The organism is Bacillus sp. KICET-3 (assembly GCF_033261025.1).
Lineage (GTDB): Bacteria > Bacillota > Bacilli > Bacillales > Bacillaceae > Bacillus > Bacillus sonorensis.
The window spans coordinates 106,600-130,726 of sequence record NZ_CP137345.1 but is presented as its reverse complement, the minus strand read 5'-3'; the positions used below and the strand labels follow the sequence as shown (position 1 = coordinate 130,726).

Below are 24,127 nucleotides of genomic sequence, written 5' to 3'. Positions count from 1 at the left end.
AAAAAATCGTTTATTCTTTTGTGACGACATCGCGTTCTGCGTCGGCAGAAACAAACTCTTCAGCTTCTTCATCATTGGCTAATGAAAGGCCTTCGTTTTGTTTTGCATCTTCATCGTCTTCCAAGTCTCTCATTTCAATTTCTTCTTCATCACTTGACAGAATTTTGACGTCCATTCCCAAGCTTTGAAGCTCTTTAATCAATACTTTGAATGATTCCGGAACACCCGGTTCTGGAACGTTGTCGCCTTTTACAATAGCTTCGTATGTTTTCACACGGCCCACGACATCATCGGATTTAACAGTAAGAATTTCTTGAAGCGTGTATGCTGCGCCGTAAGCTTCAAGCGCCCATACTTCCATCTCACCGAAGCGCTGTCCGCCGAACTGCGCTTTACCTCCGAGAGGCTGCTGGGTAACGAGTGAATAAGGACCAGTTGAACGGGCATGGAGTTTGTCATCAACCATGTGGGCAAGTTTGATCATATACATGATACCCACGGAAACCCTGTTATCAAATGGCTCTCCGGTACGGCCGTCATATAGGACGGTTTTCGCATCTCTTGACATGCCGGCTTCTTCAAGCGTTTCCCAAACGTCTTCCTCACGGGCACCGTCAAATACCGGTGATGCGACGTGCAGGCCGAGACGGCGTGCAGCCATACCAAGGTGAAGCTCCAGTACCTGCCCGATGTTCATACGCGATGGAACGCCGAGCGGGTTTAACATGATGTCAATCGGTGTTCCGTCTGGAAGATACGGCATATCTTCTTCAGGAAGAATCTTCGAAATAACACCTTTGTTACCGTGACGTCCGGCCATTTTGTCCCCTTCAGAAATTTTACGCTTCTGAACGATATACACGCGGACAAGCTGGTTGACGCCAGGAGGAAGTTCATCTCCGTCTTCACGGTTGAAGACTTTCACATCAAGGATGATACCGCCGCCGCCGTGCGGAACACGGAGTGACGTATCACGGACTTCGCGCGCTTTTTCTCCGAAAATGGCATGAAGCAGGCGTTCTTCCGCTGTAAGCTCTGTAACCCCTTTTGGTGTTACTTTTCCTACCAGCAGGTCTCCGTCTTTTACTTCAGCACCAACGCGGATAATTCCGCGCTCATCCAGATTGCGGAGAGCATCCTCACCGACGTTTGGAATATCACGGGTGATTTCTTCAGGTCCGAGTTTTGTATCCCGGGCTTCTGATTCGTATTCTTCAATATGGATAGACGTATAAACGTCGTCTTTTACAAGGCGTTCGCTCATGATGATGGCATCCTCATAGTTGTAGCCATCCCATGTCATAAAGCCGACCATGACGTTGCGTCCCAGGGCAAGCTCGCCTTTTTCCATAGATGGACCGTCAGCTAAAATTTCACCTTTTTCAACCTCGTTTCCGACGCTTACGATCGGACGCTGATTGTAGCACGTTCCCTGGTTGGAGCGGACGAATTTCAGCAGGCTGTATTTATCAAGGTTTCCTTTTACTTTTTGTCCGTCTACTTCTTCGTATCGGCGCACCCAAATGTTTTTCGCTTCTACCCGTTCAACGATACCCGGGTGGCGGCAAATAACGGCGGCGCCGGAGTCTTTCGCAGATACATATTCCATTCCAGTTCCGACGATCGGAGACTCAGGCTGCATAAGCGGAACAGCCTGACGCTGCATGTTCGCTCCCATCAGGGCGCGGTTGGAGTCGTCGTTCTCCAAGAAAGGAATACATGCAGTCGCCGCAGAAACAACCTGTTTAGGCGAAACGTCCATGTAATCAACGCGGTCTTTAGGGACAACGGTGTTTTCCCCTCTGAAGCGGGCGACGATGCTGTCGTCTACAAATGAACCGTCTTCATTAAGGCGGGCGTTTGCTTGTGCCACTACATAGTTATCTTCTTCATCAGCCGTCAAATAATCGATTCTCGGCGTTACTTTTCCAGTCTCAGGATCAACGCGGCGGTAAGGCGTTTCAATAAAGCCGAACCGGTTCACTTTCGCAAATGTAGAAAGCGAGTTGATCAGTCCGATGTTCGGACCCTCAGGCGTTTCAATCGGACACATCCGGCCATAGTGGGAGTAGTGAACGTCACGCACTTCCATTCCGGCGCGTTCACGCGTCAAACCACCTGGCCCAAGGGCTGATAAACGGCGTTTATGCGTCAGCTCAGCAAGCGGATTCGTCTGATCCATGAACTGAGAAAGCTGAGAGCTTCCGAAAAACTCTTTAATTGACGCGATGACAGGGCGAATATTAATCAGCTGCTGAGGCGTAATCGTGTTTGTATCCTGAATGGACATTCTTTCACGAACAACGCGCTCCATTCTGCTCAGACCGATTCTGAACTGATTTTGCAGAAGCTCGCCTACGGAACGAAGGCGGCGGTTTCCTAAATGGTCGATATCATCAGTATCGCCTACTCCGTGAAGCAGGTTAAAGAAATAGCTGATGGAAGAAATAATGTCGGAAGGTGTAATGTTTTTTACGCCTTCTTCGATATAAGCATTTCCGATCACATTGATCGTCTGCTCCCCTTCCGGGTCATTCGGAGCATAAATTTTAATAGATTGAAGCGTCACTTCATCTTCGACTACTCCGCCATTTGGATACAGCTTTTTAAAACCGATTCCGTTTTCCAGGTATGGCAGCACTTTGTCAAGGGTTCTTCTATCTAAAATCGCTCCTTTTTCAGCAAGGATTTCACCTGTTTCAGGATCCACAAGCGTTTCAGCAAGCCGCTGGTTGAAAAGGCGATTTTTGATATGAAGCTTTTTATTAATTTTGTAGCGTCCTACACTTGCAAGATCATATCTTTTTGGATCAAAGAATCTGGAATCAAGCAAGCTTTTCGCGTTTTCTACTGTCGGCGGCTCTCCCGGACGGAGGCGCTCGTAGATTTCAAGCAGCGCTTTGTCGGTGTTTTCTGTATTATCTTTATCAAGTGTATTGCGCAAGTACTCGTTTTCACCGATCAGATCGATGATTTCCTGATCAGATCCGAAGCCAAGAGCACGCAAAAGAACCGTAACCGGCAACTTACGTGTGCGATCAATGCGGACATAAACAACATCTTTCGCATCAGTCTCGTATTCTAACCATGCGCCACGGTTTGGAATGACAGTCGCAGTAAAACCTTTTTTACCGTTTTTGTCTACTTTACCACTGTAATATACACTTGGAGAACGGACGAGCTGAGATACGATAACACGCTCCGCACCGTTAATAATGAAGGTTCCAGTGTCAGTCATAATAGGGAAATCGCCCATAAAGACATCCTGATCCTTAACCTCGCCGGTCTCTTTGTTGATTAAGCGAACTTTGACCCGCAGCGGTGCTGAGTAAGTCACATCTCGTTCTTTTGATTCTTCTACCGGATACTTAGGCTCACCCAAGCTGTAGTCGATAAATTCCAGAGAGAGGTTACCAGTGAAATCCTCAATTGGCGATATGTCTTGAAACATCTCTCTAAGCCCCTCATCAAGAAACCACTGATAAGAAGAGGTTTGAATTTCAATGAGATTTGGTAATTCTAACACTTCGCTAATGCGTGCATAGCTTCTGCGCTGGCGGTGTCGTCCATACTGAACTAGTTGACCTGTCAACTGATTCACCCCTCAAATCATGCGTAATATATGTGTAACAAGTATTTCTCCCTCATATATGTAAGAAATACTTTTACAAGACAAAAGAAAAAAGGGTTTCTAATTTAGAAAACCACATCCAAAAACAAAATACCGATTTTATTAGTGTTCCCATAAATGTATATTTTATACAAGCCTGGGCGTTTCTTAAAAACGGCAGGCAAAATATATACATTGGCATTTTATAATGTTAACATAGCTGAAAATCCGAGTCAAACTTTTTTTGCTCTGAGGATATAATAGCCTTTCTTTTTCTGGACGACTTCAACATCCGCAAAAAATTCTTTTAATTTTTCAATGGCAGAAGGTCCGCCTTGTTTTTTCTGAATGACGACCCACAAATCACCAGAAGGCCTTAAGTGTTCAGCGCTTTTTTCAAAAATGGCGTGTACGGTTTTTTTCCCGGCTCGTATGGGGGGATTGGTGATAATGGAAGCGAATTGTTTTGCAGGTTCGACGTTGGAAAACAGATCACTTTGATAAATTTCAACATTCACGATCTGATTATTTAACGCATTTTCCTTTGAAAGTTCGACAGCTCTTTCATTGACATCGATCATATGAACCGTTCGATCTTCGAAATCCGCAGCAAGAGAAAGGCCAATCGGGCCGTAGCCGCAGCCCACATCCAAAAAATCACCGTCTGCATCAGGTTCACGGAAAGCTTCAATCAGCAGTCTGGAACCAAAGTCCACCTCTTTTTTTGAAAAGACTCCGCTGTCGCTGATAAATGCAAACGCCCGGTTTCTTAATTGGAATGTCCACGTTTTTCTGCTGCTTTTTGCTGAAGGTTTTTCCGAATAATAATGGTCAGTCATCCTAGAACCTCCTCAGTTGGTGAACTCTCTGAATATCTTGAAACAAGATGGCTTATCTTATGCGGAAAGGACTCATTATTTAGCAAAGAAAAAGCCCGCTTTTAAAAGCGAGCTTTCCCCTAAAGATTAGGCGAAGATTACTTAACTTCTACAGAAGCGCCAACTTCTTCAAGTTTAGCTTTAAGCTCTTCAGCTTCTTCTTTCGCAATACCTTCTTTAAGAGGTTTTGGAGTGTTGTCAACAAGTTCTTTAGCTTCTTTCAAGCCAAGACCAGTGATTTCACGCACAACTTTGATAACTTTGATCTTTTGGTCTCCTGCACCAGCAAGGATAAGATCAAATTCAGTTTTCTCTTCAGCAGCACCGGCAGCAGCTCCGCCAGCTACAGCTACAGGAGCAGCAGCAGTTACGCCGAATTCTTCTTCGATTGCTTTTACTAAGTCGTTCAACTCAAGAACAGTTGCTTCTTTAACGGAAGCAATGATTTCTTCGATATTTAAAGCCATTTGTAATTCCTCCATTTGTTTTAATTTTTAATAACTGATTGAATTAAGCGCCTTGTTCTTCCTTCTGATCTGCCACAGCTTTTGCAGCAAGAGCAAGGTTGCGAACTGGAGCTTGAAGTACGCTAAGCAACATAGAAAGCAAGCCTTCGCGTGATGGAAGTTCAGCAAGAGCTTTCACTTCTTCAACAGTAGACACTTTGCCTTCGATAACGCCAGCTTTGATTTCAAGAGCTTCATGCTGTTTAGCAAACTCGTTAAGAACTTTAGCCGGAGCGACAACATCTTCAGTACTGAATGCAATCGCATTCGGTCCAGTTAAGAAATCGTTCAAACCATCAAGTTCAGCTTGTTCTACCGCACGGCGAGTCATTGTGTTTTTGTAAACTTTGAACTCAACGTTAGCTTCGCGAAGCTGTTTACGAAGTTCTGTTACTTCAGATACGTTAAGACCGCGGTAGTCAACGATGATCGTTGATTTACTTTCTTTCAGTTTAGAAGTAATCTCTTCAACAACAACTTTTTTTGTTTCAATTGCGCTGCTCATGGTTACACCTCCTGTTAGATTCATGTGTAACACTTATACCGTTTGGTGATCACGTTCTTTAACGACGGGTTCCATATAAAAAGCCTCCATTCGACATGGAGGCTGTATATACAAGCATACGTAGCGTAAAAGCTGTGATATATATACACCTCGGTAGGAAATTAAGCCTTTGGGGCACCTACTGTCTACGGTATAAATGGACATATTTTATTTTACAACGTTTTGAATTATATCAGAACGTGTGATGCGAGTCAATATTATTTTACGTTGAAAGTTGAAGGGTCCACTTTGATTCCAGGTCCCATTGTAGATGTAACGGATACATTCTTCACGTATACACCTTTAGCAGCAGCAGGTTTCGCTTTTAGAATTGTGTCATACATTGTCGCGAAGTTTTCAACAAGCTTCCCTTCTTCGAATGACACTTTACCGATTGGAACATGTACGTTTCCGGCTTTATCAACGCGGTATTCAACTTTACCCGCTTTGATTTCTTTAACTGCTTTTTCAACTTCAAATGTTACTGTTCCTGTTTTAGGGTTTGGCATAAGACCTTTTGGTCCAAGCACGCGTCCGATTTTACCGACTTCACCCATCATGTCAGGAGTCGCAACGATCACATCAAATTCAAACCAGCCTTGCTGGATTTTGTTGATGTAATCTGTATCGCCTACATAATCTGCACCAGCAGCTTCTGCTTCTTTCGCTTTTTCTCCTTTAGCGAAAACAAGGACGCGCTGAGTTTTTCCTGTTCCGTTTGGAAGAACAACCGCACCGCGGATTTGCTGGTCGTTTTTACGAGGGTCAACACCTAAACGAAATGCCGCTTCAACAGTAGCATCGAATTTAGCTGTGTTTGTTTTTTTCACGAGCTCAATCGCTTCGTTTACATCGTAAGCTTTTGTACGGTCTACAAGCTTGGCAGCTTCGACGTACTTTTTACCTTTTTTTGCCATTTTAAAATTTCCTCCTTAGTGGTTTTAGCGGAATAACCTCCCACGAATAAGGGTTGCGAACTTGTCTGATCCAAACTCGCAACCCACAAAGAAACAAAAAATTAGTCTTCGATCACAATACCCATACTGCGGGCAGTTCCTTCAACCATACGCATAGCCGCTTCAACATCTGCCGCATTCAAGTCAGGCATTTTTGTTTCGGCGATTTCACGTACTTTATCGCGTTTAACGGTTGCGACTTTATTACGGTTAGGCTCACCAGAACCTGACTCAATTCCAGCCGCTTTTTTAAGCAATACAGCAGCAGGCGGAGTTTTTGTGATAAATGTAAATGAACGGTCTTCGTAAACCGAAATTTCTACAGGAATGATAAGACCAGCCTGGTCAGATGTACGAGCGTTGAACTCCTTACAGAATCCCATGATGTTAACACCGGCTTGACCTAATGCAGGACCAACTGGCGGAGCTGGATTCGCTTTTCCAGCAGGAATTTGCAATTTCACAACTTTAACTACTTTTTTAGCCACGAGACACACCTCCTTAAGTCCGTGATGTGGTAATAGGGTGAACCCTCCCACTCAAGGTCTCATTCTTTATATGAATGATGAAAATATCAAGCTAGCTGCCTTGACCAATTTGCCAAGACGCACCTTTGTATATTACCACTTTTATATAGTGATTTCAAGCGCTTTTCCGTTACAATTTGTCAACTTGAGTAAATTCAAGTTCAACAGGGGTCTCTCTCCCGAACATGTTAACGAATACTTTGACTTTGTTTTTATCATGGTCGATTTCTTCGATCGTCCCTGTGAAATCAGCAAACGGCCCGTCAATCACCTTCACGGTTTCTTTCAATTCAAAGTCAATTTCTGTTTTCCGTTCTTCAAGCCCCATGCGCTTCAGAATTTTTTCGGCTTCGCCCGGAAGGAGAGCCGTCGGCTTCGAGCCTGATCCGGCAGATCCGACAAATCCCGTCACACCCGGCGTATTCCGCACAACATACCAGGAATCGTCCGTCATGACAAGCTCTACAAGAACATAGCCAGGGAAGACTTTCTTTTTCACAACTTTCTTCTTGCCGTTTTTAATATCTGTTTCTTCTTCTTCAGGCACGACGACGCGGAAGATTTTATCTTGCATACCCATCGATTCGACCCGTTTTTCCAAATTCGCTTTTACCTTGTTTTCATAGCCGGAGTACGTATGCACAACATACCATTTCTTTTCCATTCTCATTCAGGACCCTTTTAAGTCCTTCCCTCCCCACACCTTAATGTTTATTGGCCGTACCGGGAAACTGACGCTTTCTTTTATACGAGCCTCATATTTTGAAACAATGAAAAAACCCGTTGAACGGGTTTTTTGGCTAGTCATATTAAGATCTATTATAACACGTTATGCTGATCATTATTCAACTATTAAACGAATTAATTGCGTAATTCCTGAATCGATCAATGCGAAAAAAATGGCGAAAAAGATAACGGTGGTAATAACAGTGATGGTATAGCGCGTTAATTCTTTTCCTTTAGGCCATGTGACCTTTTTCATTTCTTTTCCGACATTCTTAAAGAATTTCATAATACCCATGGTAAGAAACCTCCACAACCTAAAAACAAAAATCCTATTTTGTTTCCAGATGTACTGTATGTGAATTGCAGTTATTGCAGTATTTCTTTACTTCGAGTCGTTCAGCCAAAGCTGCGGAGCTTTTCATTGTCGTATAATTACGGTTCCCGCAATTTTTACAGGCCAACGTTATTTTTTTCTTCATGTCTACACCTTTTTCTGGACAATCATTTCTTTAGTAACATTATCACAGTCCCAAAATTGATGTCAATATGCCGTAGGCATTGACTACAAGCTGATTTCGCGGAGCTCCAGGTACTTCTCCAGCTTTCTTTTGACGCGCTGGAGCGCATTATCAATTGATTTTACATGGCGGTTTAATTCTTCGGATATTTCCTGATAGGATCTTCCGTCGAGATAGAGCGTAAGAACTTTTCTTTCCAAATCGCTGAGCAGTTCGCCCATTTTCAGTTCGATGTCATCAAATTCTTCCTGATTGATGATCAGTTCCTCCGGATTCATCACTTTGGCTCCTGAAATTACATCAAGAAGCGTCCGGTCTGACTCTTCGTCATAAATAGGCTTGTCCAGCGACACATAAGAATTCAGCGGAATATGTTTCTGGCGAGTAGCTGTTTTAATAGCGGTAATAATTTGGCGGGTAATGCACAATTCTGCAAAAGCTTTAAATGAAGTCAGCTTGTCCTCTCTAAAATCACGGATAGATTTGTAGAGTCCAATCATGCCTTCCTGAACGATATCCTCACGATCAGCCCCTATCAGAAAATAGGATCTCGCTTTTGCCCTTACAAAGTTACGGTACTTTGTAATCAAGTAATCTAACGCATCACTGTCTCCGACATGAACCATTTCAATGACCTGCTCGTCTTCCAACTGGCAAAACCGTTCTTTGTTGAACTGTTCTTTGCTGAATTTTCCCTGGTTGTTTTGTAAGTTCACTCCGATCCCCCCGACCGCACGTAGATAGAAATATTATACAGTAATGGGCAAAAAAGCGTCAACCTACTCCAAGTCGCCCCGCCGCCATTTTTCGAATATCTTTAAGACATCCTCTGATAAAGGAATCTTTCCGGCGGGACGCTCGGACGTAATTTTTTTTACCCTTTTTTCAATTTTTCTTTCGATCGCTTCAACTTCCCTCAGCAGCTCCCTCGCAGACTTTCGAAGCGCTCCCTGTCCAAAGATCGCCCACTGCTCGGTATAATCTGATGTGGCGACATGGATTTGCGTCTGGATATTGTTCAGATCTGACGCAAGCTTTTCAATCCGTTCGTCAGCCGTTTCATTTTCCTTCGTGAAGATCACCTCCACGCGGTGATTGATCCTTTTCTTCTCGATTCCTTTTACAAGATGCGCATCGAATACGACAATCACCCGATAACCGGTATAAGATTGATATTCCGCCATTTTTTGAATCAAAAGGTCCCTTGCTTCCTCAAAACTGTTCGCTTTTAGATCCTTCAGCTGTGGCCATGCCCCGATCATGTTATAGCCATCGACTAACAGGATGTCCATCCTTTTCTATTCTCCCAGGGGGCTTCGTTTACGGTACACTTCATACAGCAGCAGTCCGGCTGCAACTGAAGCGTTTAGGGATGTGACTTTTCCTGCCATCGGGAGGCGGATGAGAAAATCACATTTCTCTTTGACAAGCCTTCCCATGCCTTTGCCCTCGCTGCCGATCACAAGCGCGAGAGGCATGTTTCCATCCAGCGACCTGTAGTCCTGCCGGCCTGAAGCATCGGTGCCGACGATCCATACGCCCCGCTCTTTCAATTCTTCCAATGTCCGCGAAAGGTTCGTCACTTTCACTACCGGGATATGCTCAATCGCTCCTGTCGAGGCTTTTGCGACAGTTGTCGTAAGGCCGACGGCACGCCTTTTCGGAATAATAATGCCATGGGCCCCGACAGCGTCAGCCGTACGCATGATCGATCCAAGATTATGCGGGTCTTCGATTTCATCCAACACGATCAAAAACGGCTGTTCGTCCCTGTCCTCGGCCTTTTGAAAAAGGTCTTCCAATTCGGCGTACTCATAAGCCGCGACTTGAGCGACGACGCCCTGATGCTGGCCAGAAACCATTTGATCGAGTTTTTTGCGCGGGACATAGTGAATCGTGATGCCTTTTTTAGCTGCGAGATCAACGACTTGCTGAGCCTGTCCCTTCACCGTGTTTTCCGCCATCCATAGCTTGTAAAGTTCACGGCCGGATTTTAACGTCTCAATGACCGCGTTTTTGCCTATGACGTAGTCGTGCTGCTGACTCATTTGATTTCCTCCCTGCCGTCCCGTTTTTCCAACGCTTTTTTGATAAGCTCTTCAAGCCGCGCTTCCTTTTTCTCCAGAAAGAGGTAGCCGATAACAGCTTCAAAAGCCGTGCTGTATCGGTATGTTTGGACATCCGTGTTTTTAGGCACGGTTCCGGATTTTGCGTTTCGCCCTCTTCTTAGTACAGCCTTTTCTTCTTCGGTGAAGAATCCCTGCTCTTCAAGAGCAAACAGCATGCTCGCCTGTGATTTTGCGGAAACATAGCGGCTTGACTGCTTGTGTAAATCATTGGGCTTTGTCATTCCCTGCTTTAACAGGTGATGCCTGACGTATATCTCCAAAACGGCATCACCCATGTAAGCAAGCGCCAAACCATTTAATTGTTTGGCATCTTTAATGGTGTCCAAATTCATGTTTATGATTCTCCTCTTTTCCAGCGCGTTCCTTGAGGAGTATCCTCCAAGATGATGTTCATGCTTTTCAGCTGGTCACGAATTTGGTCGGAAGTGGCAAAGTCTCTGTTTCTGCGGGCTTCATTTCTCTTTTCGATAAGTTCTTCAATTTCCGCGTCAAGCAGCTCCTGCTCCTGAAGCGAAAAACCAAGAACCGAGCAAATTTCGTCAAACAGGTTAAGAAATGCCTGTATGACGTGTTCAGCGGTATTCTTTTCCTGCAGGTAGTAGTTCGCATGTTTAGCCAGGTCAAACAGGACAGAAATCGCATTGGCCGTATTAAAGTCATCATCCATTGCCGTTTCGAAGGCTTTTCGCTGCTCCTCGATTTTTTCAAGCCATTCGGAATCGCCCTCTGTTAAATTTGTACTGCTTTTCAGGCGGTGGCGCAAATTGCTATAAGCCGTTTTTAAGCGGCCAAAAGCATTTTTTGTGTTTTCAAGAAGTTCGACCGAATAATTGATCGGATGTCTGTAATGAACGGAAAGCATAAAAAACCGCAGCACTTGCGGGTCATGCTCTTTAATGATGTCATGGACAAGCACGAAATTCCCGAGTGATTTTGACATTTTCTCATTATCAATATTGATGTAGCCGTTATGAAGCCAATATTTTGCAAAAGGCTTTCCGGTTAACGCTTCAGACTGGGCAATTTCATTTTCATGGTGAGGGAAGGTCAAATCCTGACCGCCGGCATGAATATCGATTGAATCCCCCAAATATTTTCTTGCCATGGCAGAGCATTCAATGTGCCAGCCCGGACGGCCTTTGCCCCATGGGCTCTCCCAAGAGATTTCGTTTTCTTTGGCGGATTTCCATAATGCGAAGTCGAGCGCGTCTTCTTTTTTCTCGCCCACTTGAATCCGGGCGCCGGATCTTAATTCATCGATCGATTGGTGTGAAAGCTTTCCGTAATCTTTAAATGACCTTGTTTTATAGTAAACATCACCGTCCGCTTCATATGCATAGCCTTTATCAATAAGCGTCTGAATAAAGTCAATGATGTCGTCCATATTTTCAGTGACGCGCGGATGGCAGTCGGCTTTTGAGCAGCCGAGCGATCCGACATCCTCAAAATAAGCTTTAATAAAGCGTTCGGCAATGACCGGCACTTCTTCTCCAAGCTCGTTTGCCGCTTTAATCAATTTGTCGTCTACATCTGTAAAGTTTGAGACGTAGTGAACATCATAGCCTTTATACTCCAAGTATTTTCTGACCGTATCATAAACGATGGCCGGCCTTGCATTTCCAATGTGAATGTAATTGTATACGGTCGGGCCGCATACATACATTTTGACCTTGCCTTCTTCAAGAGGCACAAACGGCTCTTTTTTTCTTGTCAGTGTATTATAAAGTGTAATGGTCACAACTCATCTTCCCTTTCTTTTCTCTGAAGCGCCTGTTTCAGCTGCCTGATTTCTTTTTCCAATTCTTTGAAACGATCAGCAACCGGATCCGGCAAATCCTGATGGTTCAGGTCGCGTTTTATTTTCTTTCCGTTTTGGACCACGACGCGTCCGGGGATGCCGACAACAGTTGAACATTCAGGCACATCGTGGAGAACAACGGAACCGGCGCCGATTTTCGAGCCTCTTCCGATCGTAATCGAGCCGAGCACTTTCGCACCGGTTGATATCATGGCATCATCCTCTATTGTCGGATGCCTCTTCCCTTTTTCTTTTCCGGTACCTCCGAGCGTGACGCCCTGAAAGACGGTCACATTGTTCCCGATCTCGCAGGTCTCGCCGATCACAACCCCCATCCCGTGATCTATGAAAAAGCGTCTGCCGATCTTCGCTCCCGGATGAATTTCAATTCCCGTGAAGAAGCGGGCGATTTGAGAAATTGCTCTCGCGATAAAAAACCTTTTTCTCTTATATAAAGCATGTGCAATTCGATGTGCCCATATAGCATGTAAACCTGAATATGTTAATATGACTTCGATGTAGCTTCTTGCAGCCGGATCCTGGTCAAAAACGACATCTACATCTTCTTTCAGCATTTTAAAGAACACATGATTCCCCCCGTTCCCCGCTTCCTGCTTTCTTCTATCAGCTCTTTAACTAAAACCATATAAAAAGCGCCTCTGTCTAATGACAGAGACGCTTTAAACACGCGGTTCCACTCTGTTTAGAAAACAGCAGACCTGTTTTCCCAACTTAAATCCCATAACGGCGGATACCGCCTTTGAATACTTGTTTCTTAAACGTTCTTCAAAGGTCTCAAGAGGCGCATTTCTAAAGCCGGGCGCTTAAGTCTTTTCCAGCCGATGAAGACTCTCTCTTTAAAGGCCGCTGGCTTTATACTTCTCCCTGTCAACGATTTTACTTATTGATCAATGTATTCAGACGTTTTAAAACAGTGTCTTTCCCTAATAATTCAATGGACTGCGGCAGCTCCGGACCGTGCGTCTGGCCGGTTGTCGCTACGCGGATCGGCATAAACAGCTTCTTCCCTTTATGCCCTGTTTCTTTTTGAACCGCTTTGATGGATGCTTTGATCTGGTCAGCCGTAAACTCTTCCAGCTCCCCGAGCTTGCCGGCAAATGCACTCAGCACTTCAGGCACCTGCTCTTCATCCAAAACAGTCCTTGCTTCACGATTATACTGGATTTCTTCTTTAAAGAACAACTCTGTTAACTCGACGATTTCGGCGCCGTAGTTTAATTGATCCTGATAAAGGGAAATCAGCTTGCGGACCCATTCTTGTTCGCTTTCGGAAAGTTCTTCAGATACTTTGCCGGCTTTTTTCAAATGGGGAACCGTCAGATCGATGACCTGATCAAGGTCAAGCTTTTTCACATACTGGTTGTTGACCCATTTCAGCTTATGCGCGTCAAACACGGCCGGTGATTTTGACAAACGGTTGACATCAAAGATCTCAATAAACTGTTCTTTTGTAAACAGCTCTTCTTCTCCGACCGGAGACCATCCAAGCAGTCCGATAAAGTTAAACAGCGCTTCCGGCAAATAGCCGAGCTCTTCATACTGTTCGATGAACTGAATAATGGATTCATCGCGTTTGCTGAGCTTTTTGCGGTTTTCATTGACGATCAGCGTCATATGTCCAAAAGTCGGAATATCCCAGCCAAACGCATTGTATATCATAATTTGTTTCGGCGTATTTGAAATGTGATCCTCTCCGCGAAGCACATGAGTCATTTTCATTAAGTAGTCATCGACCGCTACCGCAAAGTTGTAGGTAGGCGTTCCGTCTTTTTTAACGATAACAAAATCGCCGATGCCGTCAGTTTCAAAAGAAATTTCATCTTTGACAATATCCTTGAAAGTGATGACTTCCCCTTGAGGGACTTTAAAGCGGGTGCTCGGCTGCCTTCCTTCAGCCTCAAGCTTTTCCTGCTCTTCTTCAGTCAAATGGCGGCATTTTCCGGAGTAGCGCGGCATCTCTCCTCGGGCCGCCTGTTCCTCGCGTTCTTTTTCAAGCTCTTCTTCCGTACAATAGCACTTATAGGCGAGGCCTTTTTCAAGAAGCTCATCATAATATGTTTTGTATATGTCGTTTCTTTCAGATTGGCGGTACGGTCCATATTCTCCGCCGACATCAACGCTCTCATCCCAATCGATGCCAAGCCATTTCAAGTAGTTAAGCTGACTTTGCTCTCCGCCTTCAATGTTCCGCTTTCGATCCGTATCTTCAATGCGGATAATGAACTTTCCGCCTTGGCTGCGGGCAAATAAATAGTTGAAGAGAGCTGTTCTTGCATTTCCGATATGTAAATGGCCGGTTGGACTCGGCGCATAACGGACCCGAACTTCGTTTCCCATCTGTCAAACTTCCTTTCATCTCAATCAGAGTTCAAATTTATTCTTATTCTATCATCAAATGAAATGCTCTTCAAAATGAATTATGCCTTTTGGAGCAGAACGGAAGCCTGAGCGGCGATCCCCTCAGCCCTGCCCGTAAATCCGAGCTTTTCTGTTGTTGTCGCTTTTACATTAATTTGCGATTTTTCCGCTTCTAAACCTTCGGCAATTCTTGCCCTCATGTCTTCGATATATGGAGCCATCTTTGGCTTTTGGGCAATAATTGTGCAATCAAGATTTCCAAGCGTGTAGCCTTTTTCTTTCACAAGATTCCACACATGCTGGAGCAATTTGAACGAATCAGCGTCCTTGAATTCCGGATCAGTATCCGGAAAATGCTTGCCGATATCGCCTTCGCCTATTGCACCAAGACAGGCGTCTGCAATCGTATGTAACAGCACATCAGCATCTGAATGTCCCAGAAGCCCTTTCTCATAAGGAATGGTTACTCCCCCTATAATGAGCGGTCTGCCTTCTGTGAGCTGATGAACGTCAAATCCTTGACCAATTCTAAACATGTTCATTCCTTCTTTCCGCTTCTAATATCGCTTCTGCAACAAGCAGATCATCAGGGGTCGTCAGCTTAATATTTTGATAATCCCCATGAATAATGGCGACCTTCCCTCCGGCTTCCTCGACCAGACTCGCATCATCCGTCCCCAGAAAGCCATTTGCTTCCGCTTGGATATGTGCGTTCATCAAAATAGAAAGACGAAAAGCTTGTGGGGTTTGAGCGGCCCACAAGCTTGAACGTTCAATCGTCCCGGCTACCTCTTTGTCTTGAACGCGTTTTATCGTGTCTTTTACAGGTACGGCAACGATCGCTGCGCCCGTCTGTCTTGCTTTCATGACGAGCTGTTCGATATGCTCCCGTTTGATAAAGGGTCTGGCTCCGTCATGAACGAGAACGATCTCTTCTTTTCCAGCAGCTTTAATTCCTTGAAACACGCTTTGCTGACGTTCTTTCCCGCCCGGAATGATCTCGATCGGAGTCGTGAAATGATGCTTTTTCAAAAGGATCTCGAATTCTCCGAATTCCTGTTCATTGATGACGAGGATGATCCTTTTGCAGGCGTCATGGCCTTCAAACACCTTTAATGTATGGATAATGACTGGCAGTCCTTTTGCCTCGATAAACAGTTTGTTTTTCCCGGCATTCATTCGCTTGCCTTGTCCGGCAGCGGGAATGACGACTTCGTAATTCATCTTCTGTCTCCCTTTTTAAAGCGCCTTTTCCAGCAGCTTCGGCTTGGCGAAAATCATTCTGCCGGCCGCTGTCTGCAGCACACTGGTCACCAGCACATCAATATGTTTGCCGATATAGTTTCGTCCCTCTTCCACGACAATCATTGTGCCATCGTCCAAATACGCCACGCCCTGATTATGTTCTTTACCGTCTTTAATAACCTGTACTTTCATTTCTTCCCCTGGAAGCACGACAGGTTTGACAGCATTGGCCAAATCATTAATGTTTAATACGGCTACCTTCTGAAGCTCGCATACCTTATTTAAATTGAAATCGTTTGTGACGACGACTCCCGAAGTCAGTTTTGCCAGCTTGACCAATTTGCTGTCGACCTCTTGAATGTCTTCAAAATCGCCTTCATAGATTTCAACTTTGATATCCAGTTCCTTTTGAATCCGGTTTAAAATATCAAGTCCTCTTCGTCCTCTGTTTCGTTTCAGGACATCAGAGGAGTCGGCGATATGCTGAAGCTCTTCCAGCACAAACTGCGGAATCACAATCACCCCTTCTAGAAAACCGGTCTGACAAATATCAGCAATTCTCCCATCTATAATAACACTTGTATCTAAAATTTTCAGCTTTTTGTCCTGTTCTGTACGCTCTTCTTCTGCCGCGCCTTTCTTCTTGCGGGATGAGAAGAGAGTGAGCATCTCATCTTTCTTCTTAAAGCCTACCCGGAACCCGAGATAGCCCAGAAAAGCGGCCAGGACAATCGGAATCACCGTGCCGATCAGCTGATATGGGATGTTCTTTAACGGAATAACGTTGACGATAAGATAAGCTAGCATGAGTCCGAAGATTAATCCTAAAGAGCCAAACAACAAATCTGATACAGGAGCTTTTATTAGAGAATCCTCAATCCCTTTCACCCAATTGATCACATGATCCGCACACCAGATGCCCAGAAGAAAAAAGATGACGGCTCCCAAACAAGCGGACGTATACGGGTTTGTTACTAAAGGTATGTCCTGTACGTTCAACAGCATAAACAATTCCGGTATGAGAAATATACCGATAACGCCTCCTATAATCGCAAAGAACGCTTGAACTATTCGTTTCAACATACCTTCACCTCCTTTGTTTACGGTTATTTTTTTATGAATGCAGCTGCTTTCATCTGTAAAGGGGAAAACAAAAAGTAAAAATAATATACCCATAAATTGCAATTTTTAATCATTTTCAGAAAAAATTTCTTACAGCTGCCTATCAATATAATGTTTTTCCTGAAGCCTTTTTAACCCTTTCTTTATCTTTTGGGCACGGACTGCCCCAATTCCTTCCACTTCATCCAATTCTTTTACATCCGCCTCGATAATCAGTTTTAAATGGCCGAACGCTTCAACGACATTTTCGACAATCGGCATAGGGAGTCGGGGTATTTTGTGAAGAAGTCTGTAGCCTCGCGGAAATACATATTCCTCCATATTCGTTGCGGCCGGATAACCGAGAAGTTTCAGCAGTATGGAATCATCCAGAAGCTCAAAGCTCGACATATCCTGAAGCTGTTTCAGAAGGACAAACGGGTCTTTGATTTTCTCTTTAACATAATCTTTAACAAAAAGCGCCGCTTCCTGTTCCATGTCTGTGATCAGCTCGCTTACTTGAAGCCTGATCAAATGGCCTTCAGTCCCCAGCTCTTTAATGTACATGTTAATCTCATTTTTGATTCTGAGCACCATTTCATACCGGTGCAAGACGGAAATCACATCACCAAATGTGACAAGCTCTTCAAACTCCAAAGCGCTTAAAGTTGAAATCGCATTGTCCAAAATCAATTTGTATTTTTCAAGCGTCTGAATCGCCTGATTGGCTTTAGTTAAAATAAAGCCGATATCTTTGAGAATATATTTCATATTTTCCTGATAAAGCGTAATGACATTTCGTCTTTCAGAAATGGCAATGATCAGACATCCTGTCTGCTTTGCCACACGCTCGGCGGTTCTGTGCCGCATTCCCGTTTCTGAGGACGGGATTGTCGCTTCAGGCATAAGCTGTGTATTGGCATAAAGGATTTTCTGACCTGAGTCACTCAAGATAATCGCGCCGTCCATTTTGGCAAGCTCGTACAAATGAGCGGGGGAAAAAGAAGAATTGATATGAAATCCGCCATCGACCACTTCTTTTACCTTGTCGTTATATCCAACAACGATTAACCCGCCGGTTTTCGCCCGCAGCACATTTTCAATCCCCTCGCGGAGGGGCGTTCCCGGCGCGACAAACTGCAAAATTTCTGATAGATCCTGTTTCGCTCCCTTTTTTTCTTTTTCCATCTATTATGATCCTCCTAATGAAGTTCGAAGAGCCTCAGCTACATTTTCAACACCGACGACCTCAATTCCTTTCGGTTTGGTCCATCCTTCCAAATTTGCGGCGGGAATAATCATTCTTTTGAACCCAAGCTTTGCCGCTTCCTGAACCCGCTGTTCGATTCTAGATACTCTGCGGACTTCTCCGGTAAGGCCCACCTCGCCGATAAAACAATCCGTCGGATGGGGAGGTGTATCTCTAAAGCTTGAAGCAATGCTGACCGCCACGGCAAGATCTATCGCCGGTTCATCAAGCTTTACTCCGCCGGCGACTTTTAAATAGGCATCCTGATTTTGAAGCAGCAGGCCGACTCTTTTTTCCAATACAGCCATGAGCAGCGAGACGCGGTTATGATCAATGCCGGTGGCCATTCTCCGCGGATTTCCGAAGCTTGTAGGTGAAATGAGCGCCTGAATTTCGACCAGAACCGGCCTCGTTCCTTCCATTGATGCTACAACACTTGACCCGGCCGCTCCCGCCGAGCGTTCTTCAAGAAAAATTTCCGACGGGTTCAGCACCTCAGTAAGGCCCTCTTCCCTCATCTCAAATATTCCCATTTCATTTGTCGAGCCGAATCGGTTTTTGACGGCTCTTAAAATCCGGAAAGTGTGATGCCTTTCCCCTTCAAAGTAAAGGACGGTGTCGACCATATGCTCCAACAGTCTCGGCCCGGCAATCGAGCCTTCTTTCGTAACATGTCCGACGATAAATATCGGAATTCCTTTTGTTTTGGCGAGTCTCATCAGCTCCGCGGTGCATTCCCTCACTTGGGATACGCTGCCCGGAGCTGAGGTAATGTCGCTTTGATAAACGGTTTGAATTGAATCCACCACAACAAAAGAAGGATTCATCTCTTCTATAGAAGACGTAATATACTCCATATCGGTTTCAGATAAAACGTGCAGAGTTGAACTGTTGATGCCTAACCGGTCCGCTCTTAATTTCGTTTGTTTGACAGATTCCTCCCCTGATATGTACAGGACGTTTTCATTTAAATCGGCAAGCTGCGCGGAAACCTGGAGCAGCAAAGTCGATTTTCCGATGCCTGGATCACCGCCGATTAAGACAAGCGAGCCTTTGACGATGCCATTTCCCAGCACGCGGTTAAATTCGCCGAGATTCGTCTTGATCCGCGGTTCTTCTGACGTTTCGATTGATGAGATGGGCGACGGTTTTTGAACCCTTTGAACGGAATGAGAAAATGCAGTTCTTCTGTTGGCGGCCGGTTTTTTAATCGTTTCTTCGACCATCGTGTTCCATGCGCCGCAGCCCGGGCATTTCCCCATCCATTTTGGAGATTCATAGCCGCATGATTGACAGATAAATTTAGTCTTTGTTTTAGCCATTGTTTTTTTAAATCTCCCTTTATAAGAAAGTGAGGCATACCTGTTACACGTATGCCTCTTTCTCTTTTCTCTATATTAGTTCGTTTTCGCTTCGGTTTTTACGACAAACTCTCCGTTTTCCACATCGAGCACGATGTGCTGTCCTTTTGTAATGTTGCCCTTCAAGAGCTCTTCAGACAGCCGGTCTTCGACATGCTTTTGGATGGCCCTTCTGAGCGGACGGGCCCCGTATTCAAGGTCTACCCCTTCTTCGGCGATTTTTTCTTTGGCCGCTTCTGTCAGTTCAATTGAAAGATCCTGTTCTTTCAGACGCTTTGTCAATTGGTCTGACATGAGGGAGACGATGTCTTTCAAATGTTTTTTCTCCAAGGAGTGGAAAACGATGATTTCATCAATCCGGTTGATGAATTCCGGTCTGAAGGCGCGTTTTAATTCGCCCATGACCTTGTCTTTCATATCTTTGTAGTTCTGCGTTTCGTCCTGTACGTTAAATCCGACGTATTTATTTCTTCTCAGTTCGCTTGCGCCGACGTTTGACGTCATAATCAGGATCGTATTTCTAAAGTCGACTGTACGTCCTTTTGAATCGGTCAAACGGCCGTCTTCAAGCACTTGCAGCAGAATATTGAAGACGTCGGGGTGGGCTTTTTCAATTTCATCGAGCAGGACGACAGAATAAGGTTTTCTTCTTACTTTTTCAGTAAGCTGTCCGCCCTCATCATAGCCGACATATCCCGGAGGAGAACCGACGAGCCGTGATGTTGAATGCTTCTCCATATACTCTGACATATCGATGCGAATCATCGCTTCCTCATCGCCGAAAATCGATTCGGCAAGAGCGCGGGCAAGCTCAGTCTTACCTACACCTGTCGGACCAAGGAAGATAAACGAACCGATCGGACGCTTCGGATCTTTTAGACCCGCACGAGCGCGCCTTACAGCTTTCGCAACGGCGACAACCGCTTCATCCTGACCGATAACACGTGAATGAAGAATGCTTTCCATATTCAGCAGCTTATCTGTTTCAGTCTGGGCGATTTTTGAAACCGGCACTCCGGTCCAGCTGGATACGACCATCGCAATATCATCGACTGTCACTTCGGAGTTTTCTTGTCCTTGCTTTTCTTTCCACGTTTTCTTCGTTTCCTCTACCTGTTCGCGCAAACGCTGTTCTGTGTCACGCAAAGACGCTGCTTTTTCAAATTCCTGGCTTTGAACTGCGGCATCTTTTTCTTTGCGGACTTCATCGAGTTTTTGTTCAAGCTCTTTCAGGTTAGGAGGCGTTGTAAATGAACGCAGACGAACCTTTGAACCGGCTTCATCGATTAAATCGATCGCTTTGTCAGGCAGGAAACGGTCAGAAATATAACGGTCTGACAGCTTCACGGCCGCTTCGATCGCTTCATCTGTAATGGATACACGGTGATGGGCTTCATAGCGGTCACGCAAGCCTTTCAAAATCTGAATGCTTTCCTCTGGTGAAGGCTGATCAACCTGAATCGGCTGGAAGCGCCGTTCGAGGGCCGCGTCTTTTTCAATGTATTTACGATATTCGTCTAGAGTTGTGGCCCCGATACATTGCAGCTCTCCGCGCGCAAGAGACGGTTTCAGAATATTGGACGCGTCGATTGCGCCTTCAGCGCCGCCGGCGCCGATTAATGTATGAAGTTCATCGATAAACAGGATGATGTTTCCCGCCTGGCGGATTTCATCCATCACTTTTTTAAGGCGGTCTTCAAACTCCCCGCGGTATTTTGTACCTGCGACGACAGTTCCCATATCAAGCGTCATAACCCGCTTGTCGCGCAAGATTTCAGGTACTTCATTATTGATAATCTGCTGGGCCAAGCCCTCAGCTATCGCCGTTTTTCCTACGCCTGGCTCCCCGATTAATACAGGGTTGTTTTTCGTTCTACGGCTCAGAACTTCAATGACGCGCTGAATCTCTTTGCTCCGTCCGATGACAGGATCAAGGCTGTCTTCTTTAGCAATAGCGGTTAAATCACGTGCGAGACTGTCCAAAGTAGGTGTGTTGGCATTGCTGTTAGCACCTGAGGCGCCTCCTCCGCTTTCATTGCTGCCCAAAAGCTGCAGCACCTGTTGTCTTGCTTTATTTAAGCTGACGCCCAGATTATTCAGCACTCTGGCAGCGACGCCTTCGCCTTCACGTATTAATCCCAGGAGGATGTGCTCGGTTCCGACATATGAATGGCCGAGCTTTCTCGCTTCATCCATCGCTAGTTCTGTTACTTTTTTCGCCCTAGGTGTGTAGTGGATCGACTGGGACATTTCCTGCCCCCGGCCAATCAGGCTTTCTACCTCTTTTTGAATTTTATCAGGGCTCAGCCCCAGCGCCTGCAGCGCTTTTGCCGCGATTCCTTCACCTTCGCGGACAAGGCCCAGCAGGATATGTTCAGTTCCAATATTATTATGCCCGAGACGCAGAGCCTCTTCCTGGGCAAGGGCCAATACTTTTTGTGCTCTTTCTGTGAATCTTCCAAACATCATATCGTTTCATCCTCCTGTCTATTGCCGTTATTTTCTAATTTTAATCGTTCTCTAATGAGGGCTGCTCTCCTGATATCTCTCTCGTTGGCCCTTAATACGCCCCCCGAATATTGCTGAAGGAAGCCGGGCTGAGTCAGAATCATCAGTTCATTTAATATATTTCTGGAAAGACCTTTAATAATTCCGAGATCAATTCCAAGACGAACATCTGAGAGGCATCTTGCCGTCTCTTTTGATTCGATCATCCGGCAGTTGGATAAAACGCCGTAGGATCTGTACACACGGTCTTCAAGCTCGATTTGCGAAGTCTGATAAAGCGCTCTTCTCGCAGACCGTTCCTGTTCGATTAATTGCGCAACCACACTGTTAAGGTCTTCAACAATGTCGTGCTCCGACTTTCCAAGAGTGATTTGATTCGAGATTTGAAAGATATTCCCTAATGCTTCGCTGCCTTCACCGTAAATTCCTCTCACAACAAGGCCCAATTGATTGATTGCCGGTATAATTCGGTTGATTTGCCTAGTTAACACGAGAGCAGGAAGGTGCATCATGACCGATGCCCTGAGCCCCGTTCCTACATTTGTAGGACAGCTTGTCAAATATCCTCGTTGTTCTGAAAAAGCATAATCGACTCTTTCTTCAATCCAATCATCGACTTGATTTGCCGCTTTTAAGGCCTCAGTGAGCTGAAACCCGGGGAAAAGACATTGGATGCGTACATGGTCTTCTTCGTTTAACATGATGCTGACCTCTTCATTTTCAGAAAGAAGACAAGCGCCAAAAGAAGCTTCTGTCAAATGCGGGCTGATTAAATGCTTTTCAACAAGGACCCTTTTCTCCAGCGGCTGAACCTGTTCCATTTTCACCAGCTCAAATTTGCCTAAGCCAGGCACTTCATATCCGGTGAATTGTTCTTCAAAAAGTGCGATAATCGCTGAAGCCTCTTCATTTGAGAAAAGGGTAGGAAAGCGGACTTTCTCCAAGTTCCGGGCAAGACGGATCCGGCTGCTCAGCACGATGTCACTTTCAGGGCCTTCCTGCCGCATCCAATTGCTTAAAGCATCCTGAATAAAATGCTGCAGTGACATCAGTCTTCCCCCTCCTTTTGATTAGCGTTCAAGTTTTGTTCAAGGGATCTGATTTGATCCCTGACACTGGCCGCTTTTTCAAACTCTTCCTGCTGAATCAGTTCTTTCAGCTCTTTTTTCAGCGTTTCAATTTGTCGTCTGACATGCAGGTTTCCGCCGATTCGCTTAGGAATTTTTCCGGCATGGACAGTGTTGCCGCTGTGAACTTTTCTTAAAATCGGGGTGATGTAAGAGTGAAACGTTTTATAGCACTCAGAGCATCCAAAACGCCCCGTTTTGCAGAATTCCGAAAATGACATATTGCACTTTTTGCAACGCAGGACTTGTTCCGGCTGTTGAAACAGCTGGGCCTCCCCGGTGTTTGTAAAAGATGAGTCAAAATTTAAAAGTCCGGATAATAAATTATGGATCGAAAATCCGTTGTTTTCACTCATAGAATATGATTCACTGTTCTCCTTCGCACATTGTTCACAAATATGCATTTCCTGTTTTTCTCCGTTAATGACTTTTGTAAAGTGAAAAGTAGCCGGTCTTTCATTACATTCTTGACATATCACGCTTTTCACCCGCTTTATTTAAATTTAAGTGACGTAAGCATGGCTTTCATCATTCTCGCTCTTAATTCATCACGTTCAGGTAAATCAATATATAAAACAGAACGATCCATCACACTGACCATCAATTTTGCTTCGCTTTCTGTGATCACTCCATTTTCCAACAGTCTTAAAATGATGTCATCTGAAGCTGCTTGTGAAAGCCTTGTGTAGATTTGATCCATTATGTTATTGATCAAATCGATTTTGTCGTTCATTTTAATTTTAATAATGCGGATATATCCTCCGCCGCCTCGTTTACTTTCAACAATGTATCCGCGTTCACTTGTAAATCGCGTATTGATTACATAATTGATTTGAGAAGGAACGCACTGGAACTTATCGGCTATTTCGCTTCGTTTTATCTCCAAAATTTCCTTCCCGTTTTGTTCCAATACTTGTTTTAAATATTGTTCGATGATATCGGAAATATTTTGCCCCACTCAGCCC

Annotated in this window: 24 protein-coding genes, 1 pseudogene and 2 other annotated features; all 25 genes and pseudogenes read right to left on the bottom strand. The window is 44.9% G+C overall.

The annotated features are described in order from the left end of the window. Positions 1 to 10: 10 nt before the first annotated feature. The gene (rpoB, locus tag R5H20_RS00710) at positions 11 to 3,592 is read right to left on the bottom strand and encodes a DNA-directed RNA polymerase subunit beta (protein WP_006640310.1); all 3,582 of its coding nucleotides are present in this window, start codon (positions 3,590 to 3,592) and stop codon (positions 11 to 13) included. 251 nt (positions 3,593 to 3,843) lie between these two features. Beyond that, complete coding sequence (locus R5H20_RS00705; protein WP_006640309.1) at positions 3,844 to 4,449, bottom strand: class I SAM-dependent methyltransferase; 606 nt, start codon at positions 4,447 to 4,449, stop codon at positions 3,844 to 3,846. Between the two features lie 137 nt (positions 4,450 to 4,586). After that, positions 4,587 to 4,955, bottom strand: a complete 369-nt coding sequence (rplL, locus tag R5H20_RS00700) for a 50S ribosomal protein L7/L12 (protein ID WP_006640308.1) — start codon at positions 4,953 to 4,955, stop codon at positions 4,587 to 4,589. A 43-nt stretch (positions 4,956 to 4,998) separates the two neighbouring features. Beyond that, positions 4,999 to 5,499 (bottom strand): 50S ribosomal protein L10, encoded by a 501-nt coding sequence (gene rplJ, locus R5H20_RS00695; protein WP_006640307.1) that lies wholly within the window; start codon positions 5,497 to 5,499, stop codon positions 4,999 to 5,001. A 67-nt stretch (positions 5,500 to 5,566) separates the two neighbouring features. Continuing rightward, positions 5,567 to 5,708, bottom strand: a sequence feature (ribosomal protein L10 leader region). Positions 5,709 to 5,756: 48 nt separating this feature from the next. Further along, positions 5,757 to 6,455 (bottom strand): 50S ribosomal protein L1, encoded by a 699-nt coding sequence (rplA, locus tag R5H20_RS00690; protein WP_006640306.1) that lies wholly within the window; start codon positions 6,453 to 6,455, stop codon positions 5,757 to 5,759. Between the two features lie 101 nt (positions 6,456 to 6,556). Next, complete coding sequence (gene rplK, locus R5H20_RS00685; RefSeq protein ID WP_003178300.1) at positions 6,557 to 6,982, bottom strand: 50S ribosomal protein L11; 426 nt, start codon at positions 6,980 to 6,982, stop codon at positions 6,557 to 6,559. 169 nt (positions 6,983 to 7,151) lie between these two features. Next, a complete protein-coding gene (nusG, locus tag R5H20_RS00680; protein ID WP_003178298.1) occupies positions 7,152 to 7,685 on the bottom strand; it encodes a transcription termination/antitermination protein NusG in 534 nt (177 codons plus the stop codon). Positions 7,686 to 7,862: 177 nt separating this feature from the next. After that, positions 7,863 to 8,042 (bottom strand): preprotein translocase subunit SecE, encoded by a 180-nt coding sequence (gene secE / locus R5H20_RS00675; RefSeq protein WP_006640305.1) that lies wholly within the window; start codon positions 8,040 to 8,042, stop codon positions 7,863 to 7,865. A gap of 34 nt (positions 8,043 to 8,076) precedes the next feature. Beyond that, entirely contained in the window at positions 8,077 to 8,226 is a 150-nt protein-coding gene (gene rpmG / locus R5H20_RS00670; protein WP_006640304.1) for a 50S ribosomal protein L33, read from the bottom strand. 83 nt (positions 8,227 to 8,309) lie between these two features. Beyond that, the gene (gene sigH, locus R5H20_RS00665; RefSeq protein ID WP_006640303.1) at positions 8,310 to 8,981 is read right to left on the bottom strand and encodes an RNA polymerase sporulation sigma factor SigH; all 672 of its coding nucleotides are present in this window, start codon (positions 8,979 to 8,981) and stop codon (positions 8,310 to 8,312) included. A gap of 63 nt (positions 8,982 to 9,044) precedes the next feature. Continuing rightward, the gene (rae1, locus tag R5H20_RS00660; protein WP_006640302.1) at positions 9,045 to 9,557 is read right to left on the bottom strand and encodes a ribosome-dependent mRNA decay endonuclease Rae1/YacP; all 513 of its coding nucleotides are present in this window, start codon (positions 9,555 to 9,557) and stop codon (positions 9,045 to 9,047) included. Positions 9,558 to 9,563: 6 nt separating this feature from the next. Continuing rightward, complete coding sequence (rlmB, locus tag R5H20_RS00655; protein ID WP_006640301.1) at positions 9,564 to 10,313, bottom strand: 23S rRNA (guanosine(2251)-2'-O)-methyltransferase RlmB; 750 nt, start codon at positions 10,311 to 10,313, stop codon at positions 9,564 to 9,566. Further along, a pseudogene (locus tag R5H20_RS00650) lies at positions 10,267 to 10,726 on the bottom strand (Mini-ribonuclease 3). Before R5H20_RS00650 ends, rlmB begins: the two are co-directional and overlap by 47 nt. Positions 10,727 to 10,728: 2 nt before the next feature. After that, positions 10,729 to 12,132, bottom strand: coding sequence for a cysteine--tRNA ligase (gene cysS / locus R5H20_RS00645; protein WP_006640299.1), 1,404 nt, complete (start codon positions 12,130 to 12,132; stop codon positions 10,729 to 10,731). Further along, a complete protein-coding gene (gene cysE, locus R5H20_RS00640) occupies positions 12,129 to 12,779 on the bottom strand; it encodes a serine O-acetyltransferase (protein ID WP_006640298.1) in 651 nt (216 codons plus the stop codon). Before cysE ends, cysS begins: the two co-directional genes overlap by 4 nt. A gap of 81 nt (positions 12,780 to 12,860) precedes the next feature. Then, positions 12,861 to 13,093 (bottom strand) — a binding site (T-box leader). After that, positions 13,090 to 14,550, bottom strand: a complete 1,461-nt coding sequence (gene gltX, locus R5H20_RS00635) for a glutamate--tRNA ligase (RefSeq protein ID WP_006640297.1) — start codon at positions 14,548 to 14,550, stop codon at positions 13,090 to 13,092. (Overlaps the previous feature by 4 nt.) An 80-nt stretch (positions 14,551 to 14,630) precedes the next feature. Then, a complete protein-coding gene (gene ispF / locus R5H20_RS00630) occupies positions 14,631 to 15,107 on the bottom strand; it encodes a 2-C-methyl-D-erythritol 2,4-cyclodiphosphate synthase (RefSeq protein ID WP_006640296.1) in 477 nt (158 codons plus the stop codon). Continuing rightward, on the bottom strand, positions 15,100 to 15,795 hold the full coding sequence (gene ispD / locus R5H20_RS00625; protein ID WP_006640295.1) for a 2-C-methyl-D-erythritol 4-phosphate cytidylyltransferase: 696 nt from the start codon (positions 15,793 to 15,795) through the stop codon (positions 15,100 to 15,102). The genes ispF and ispD overlap by 8 nt, the downstream gene beginning before the upstream one ends. Before the next feature lie 15 nt (positions 15,796 to 15,810). After that, entirely contained in the window at positions 15,811 to 16,899 is a 1,089-nt protein-coding gene (locus R5H20_RS00620) for a PIN/TRAM domain-containing protein (RefSeq protein ID WP_006640294.1), read from the bottom strand. A gap of 129 nt (positions 16,900 to 17,028) precedes the next feature. Then, positions 17,029 to 18,105: a DNA integrity scanning diadenylate cyclase DisA gene (gene disA / locus R5H20_RS00615; RefSeq protein WP_006640293.1), complete on the bottom strand. Its 1,077-nt coding sequence runs from the start codon at positions 18,103 to 18,105 to the stop codon at positions 17,029 to 17,031. Positions 18,106 to 18,108: 3 nt separating this feature from the next. Further along, complete coding sequence (radA, locus tag R5H20_RS00610) at positions 18,109 to 19,488, bottom strand: DNA repair protein RadA (RefSeq protein WP_006640292.1); 1,380 nt, start codon at positions 19,486 to 19,488, stop codon at positions 18,109 to 18,111. 75 nt (positions 19,489 to 19,563) lie between these two features. Then, positions 19,564 to 21,996 (bottom strand): ATP-dependent protease ATP-binding subunit ClpC, encoded by a 2,433-nt coding sequence (clpC, locus tag R5H20_RS00605; protein WP_006640291.1) that lies wholly within the window; start codon positions 21,994 to 21,996, stop codon positions 19,564 to 19,566. Beyond that, positions 21,993 to 23,084, bottom strand: a complete 1,092-nt coding sequence (locus tag R5H20_RS00600; protein WP_006640290.1) for a protein-arginine kinase McsB — start codon at positions 23,082 to 23,084, stop codon at positions 21,993 to 21,995. Before R5H20_RS00600 ends, clpC begins: the two co-directional genes overlap by 4 nt. After that, entirely contained in the window at positions 23,084 to 23,641 is a 558-nt protein-coding gene (locus R5H20_RS00595) for a protein-arginine kinase activator protein McsA (protein ID WP_006640289.1), read from the bottom strand. The genes R5H20_RS00600 and R5H20_RS00595 overlap by 1 nt, the downstream gene beginning before the upstream one ends. Before the next feature lie 14 nt (positions 23,642 to 23,655). Next, complete coding sequence (locus tag R5H20_RS00590) at positions 23,656 to 24,120, bottom strand: CtsR family transcriptional regulator (protein WP_006640288.1); 465 nt, start codon at positions 24,118 to 24,120, stop codon at positions 23,656 to 23,658. Positions 24,121 to 24,127: the final 7 nt, after the last annotated feature.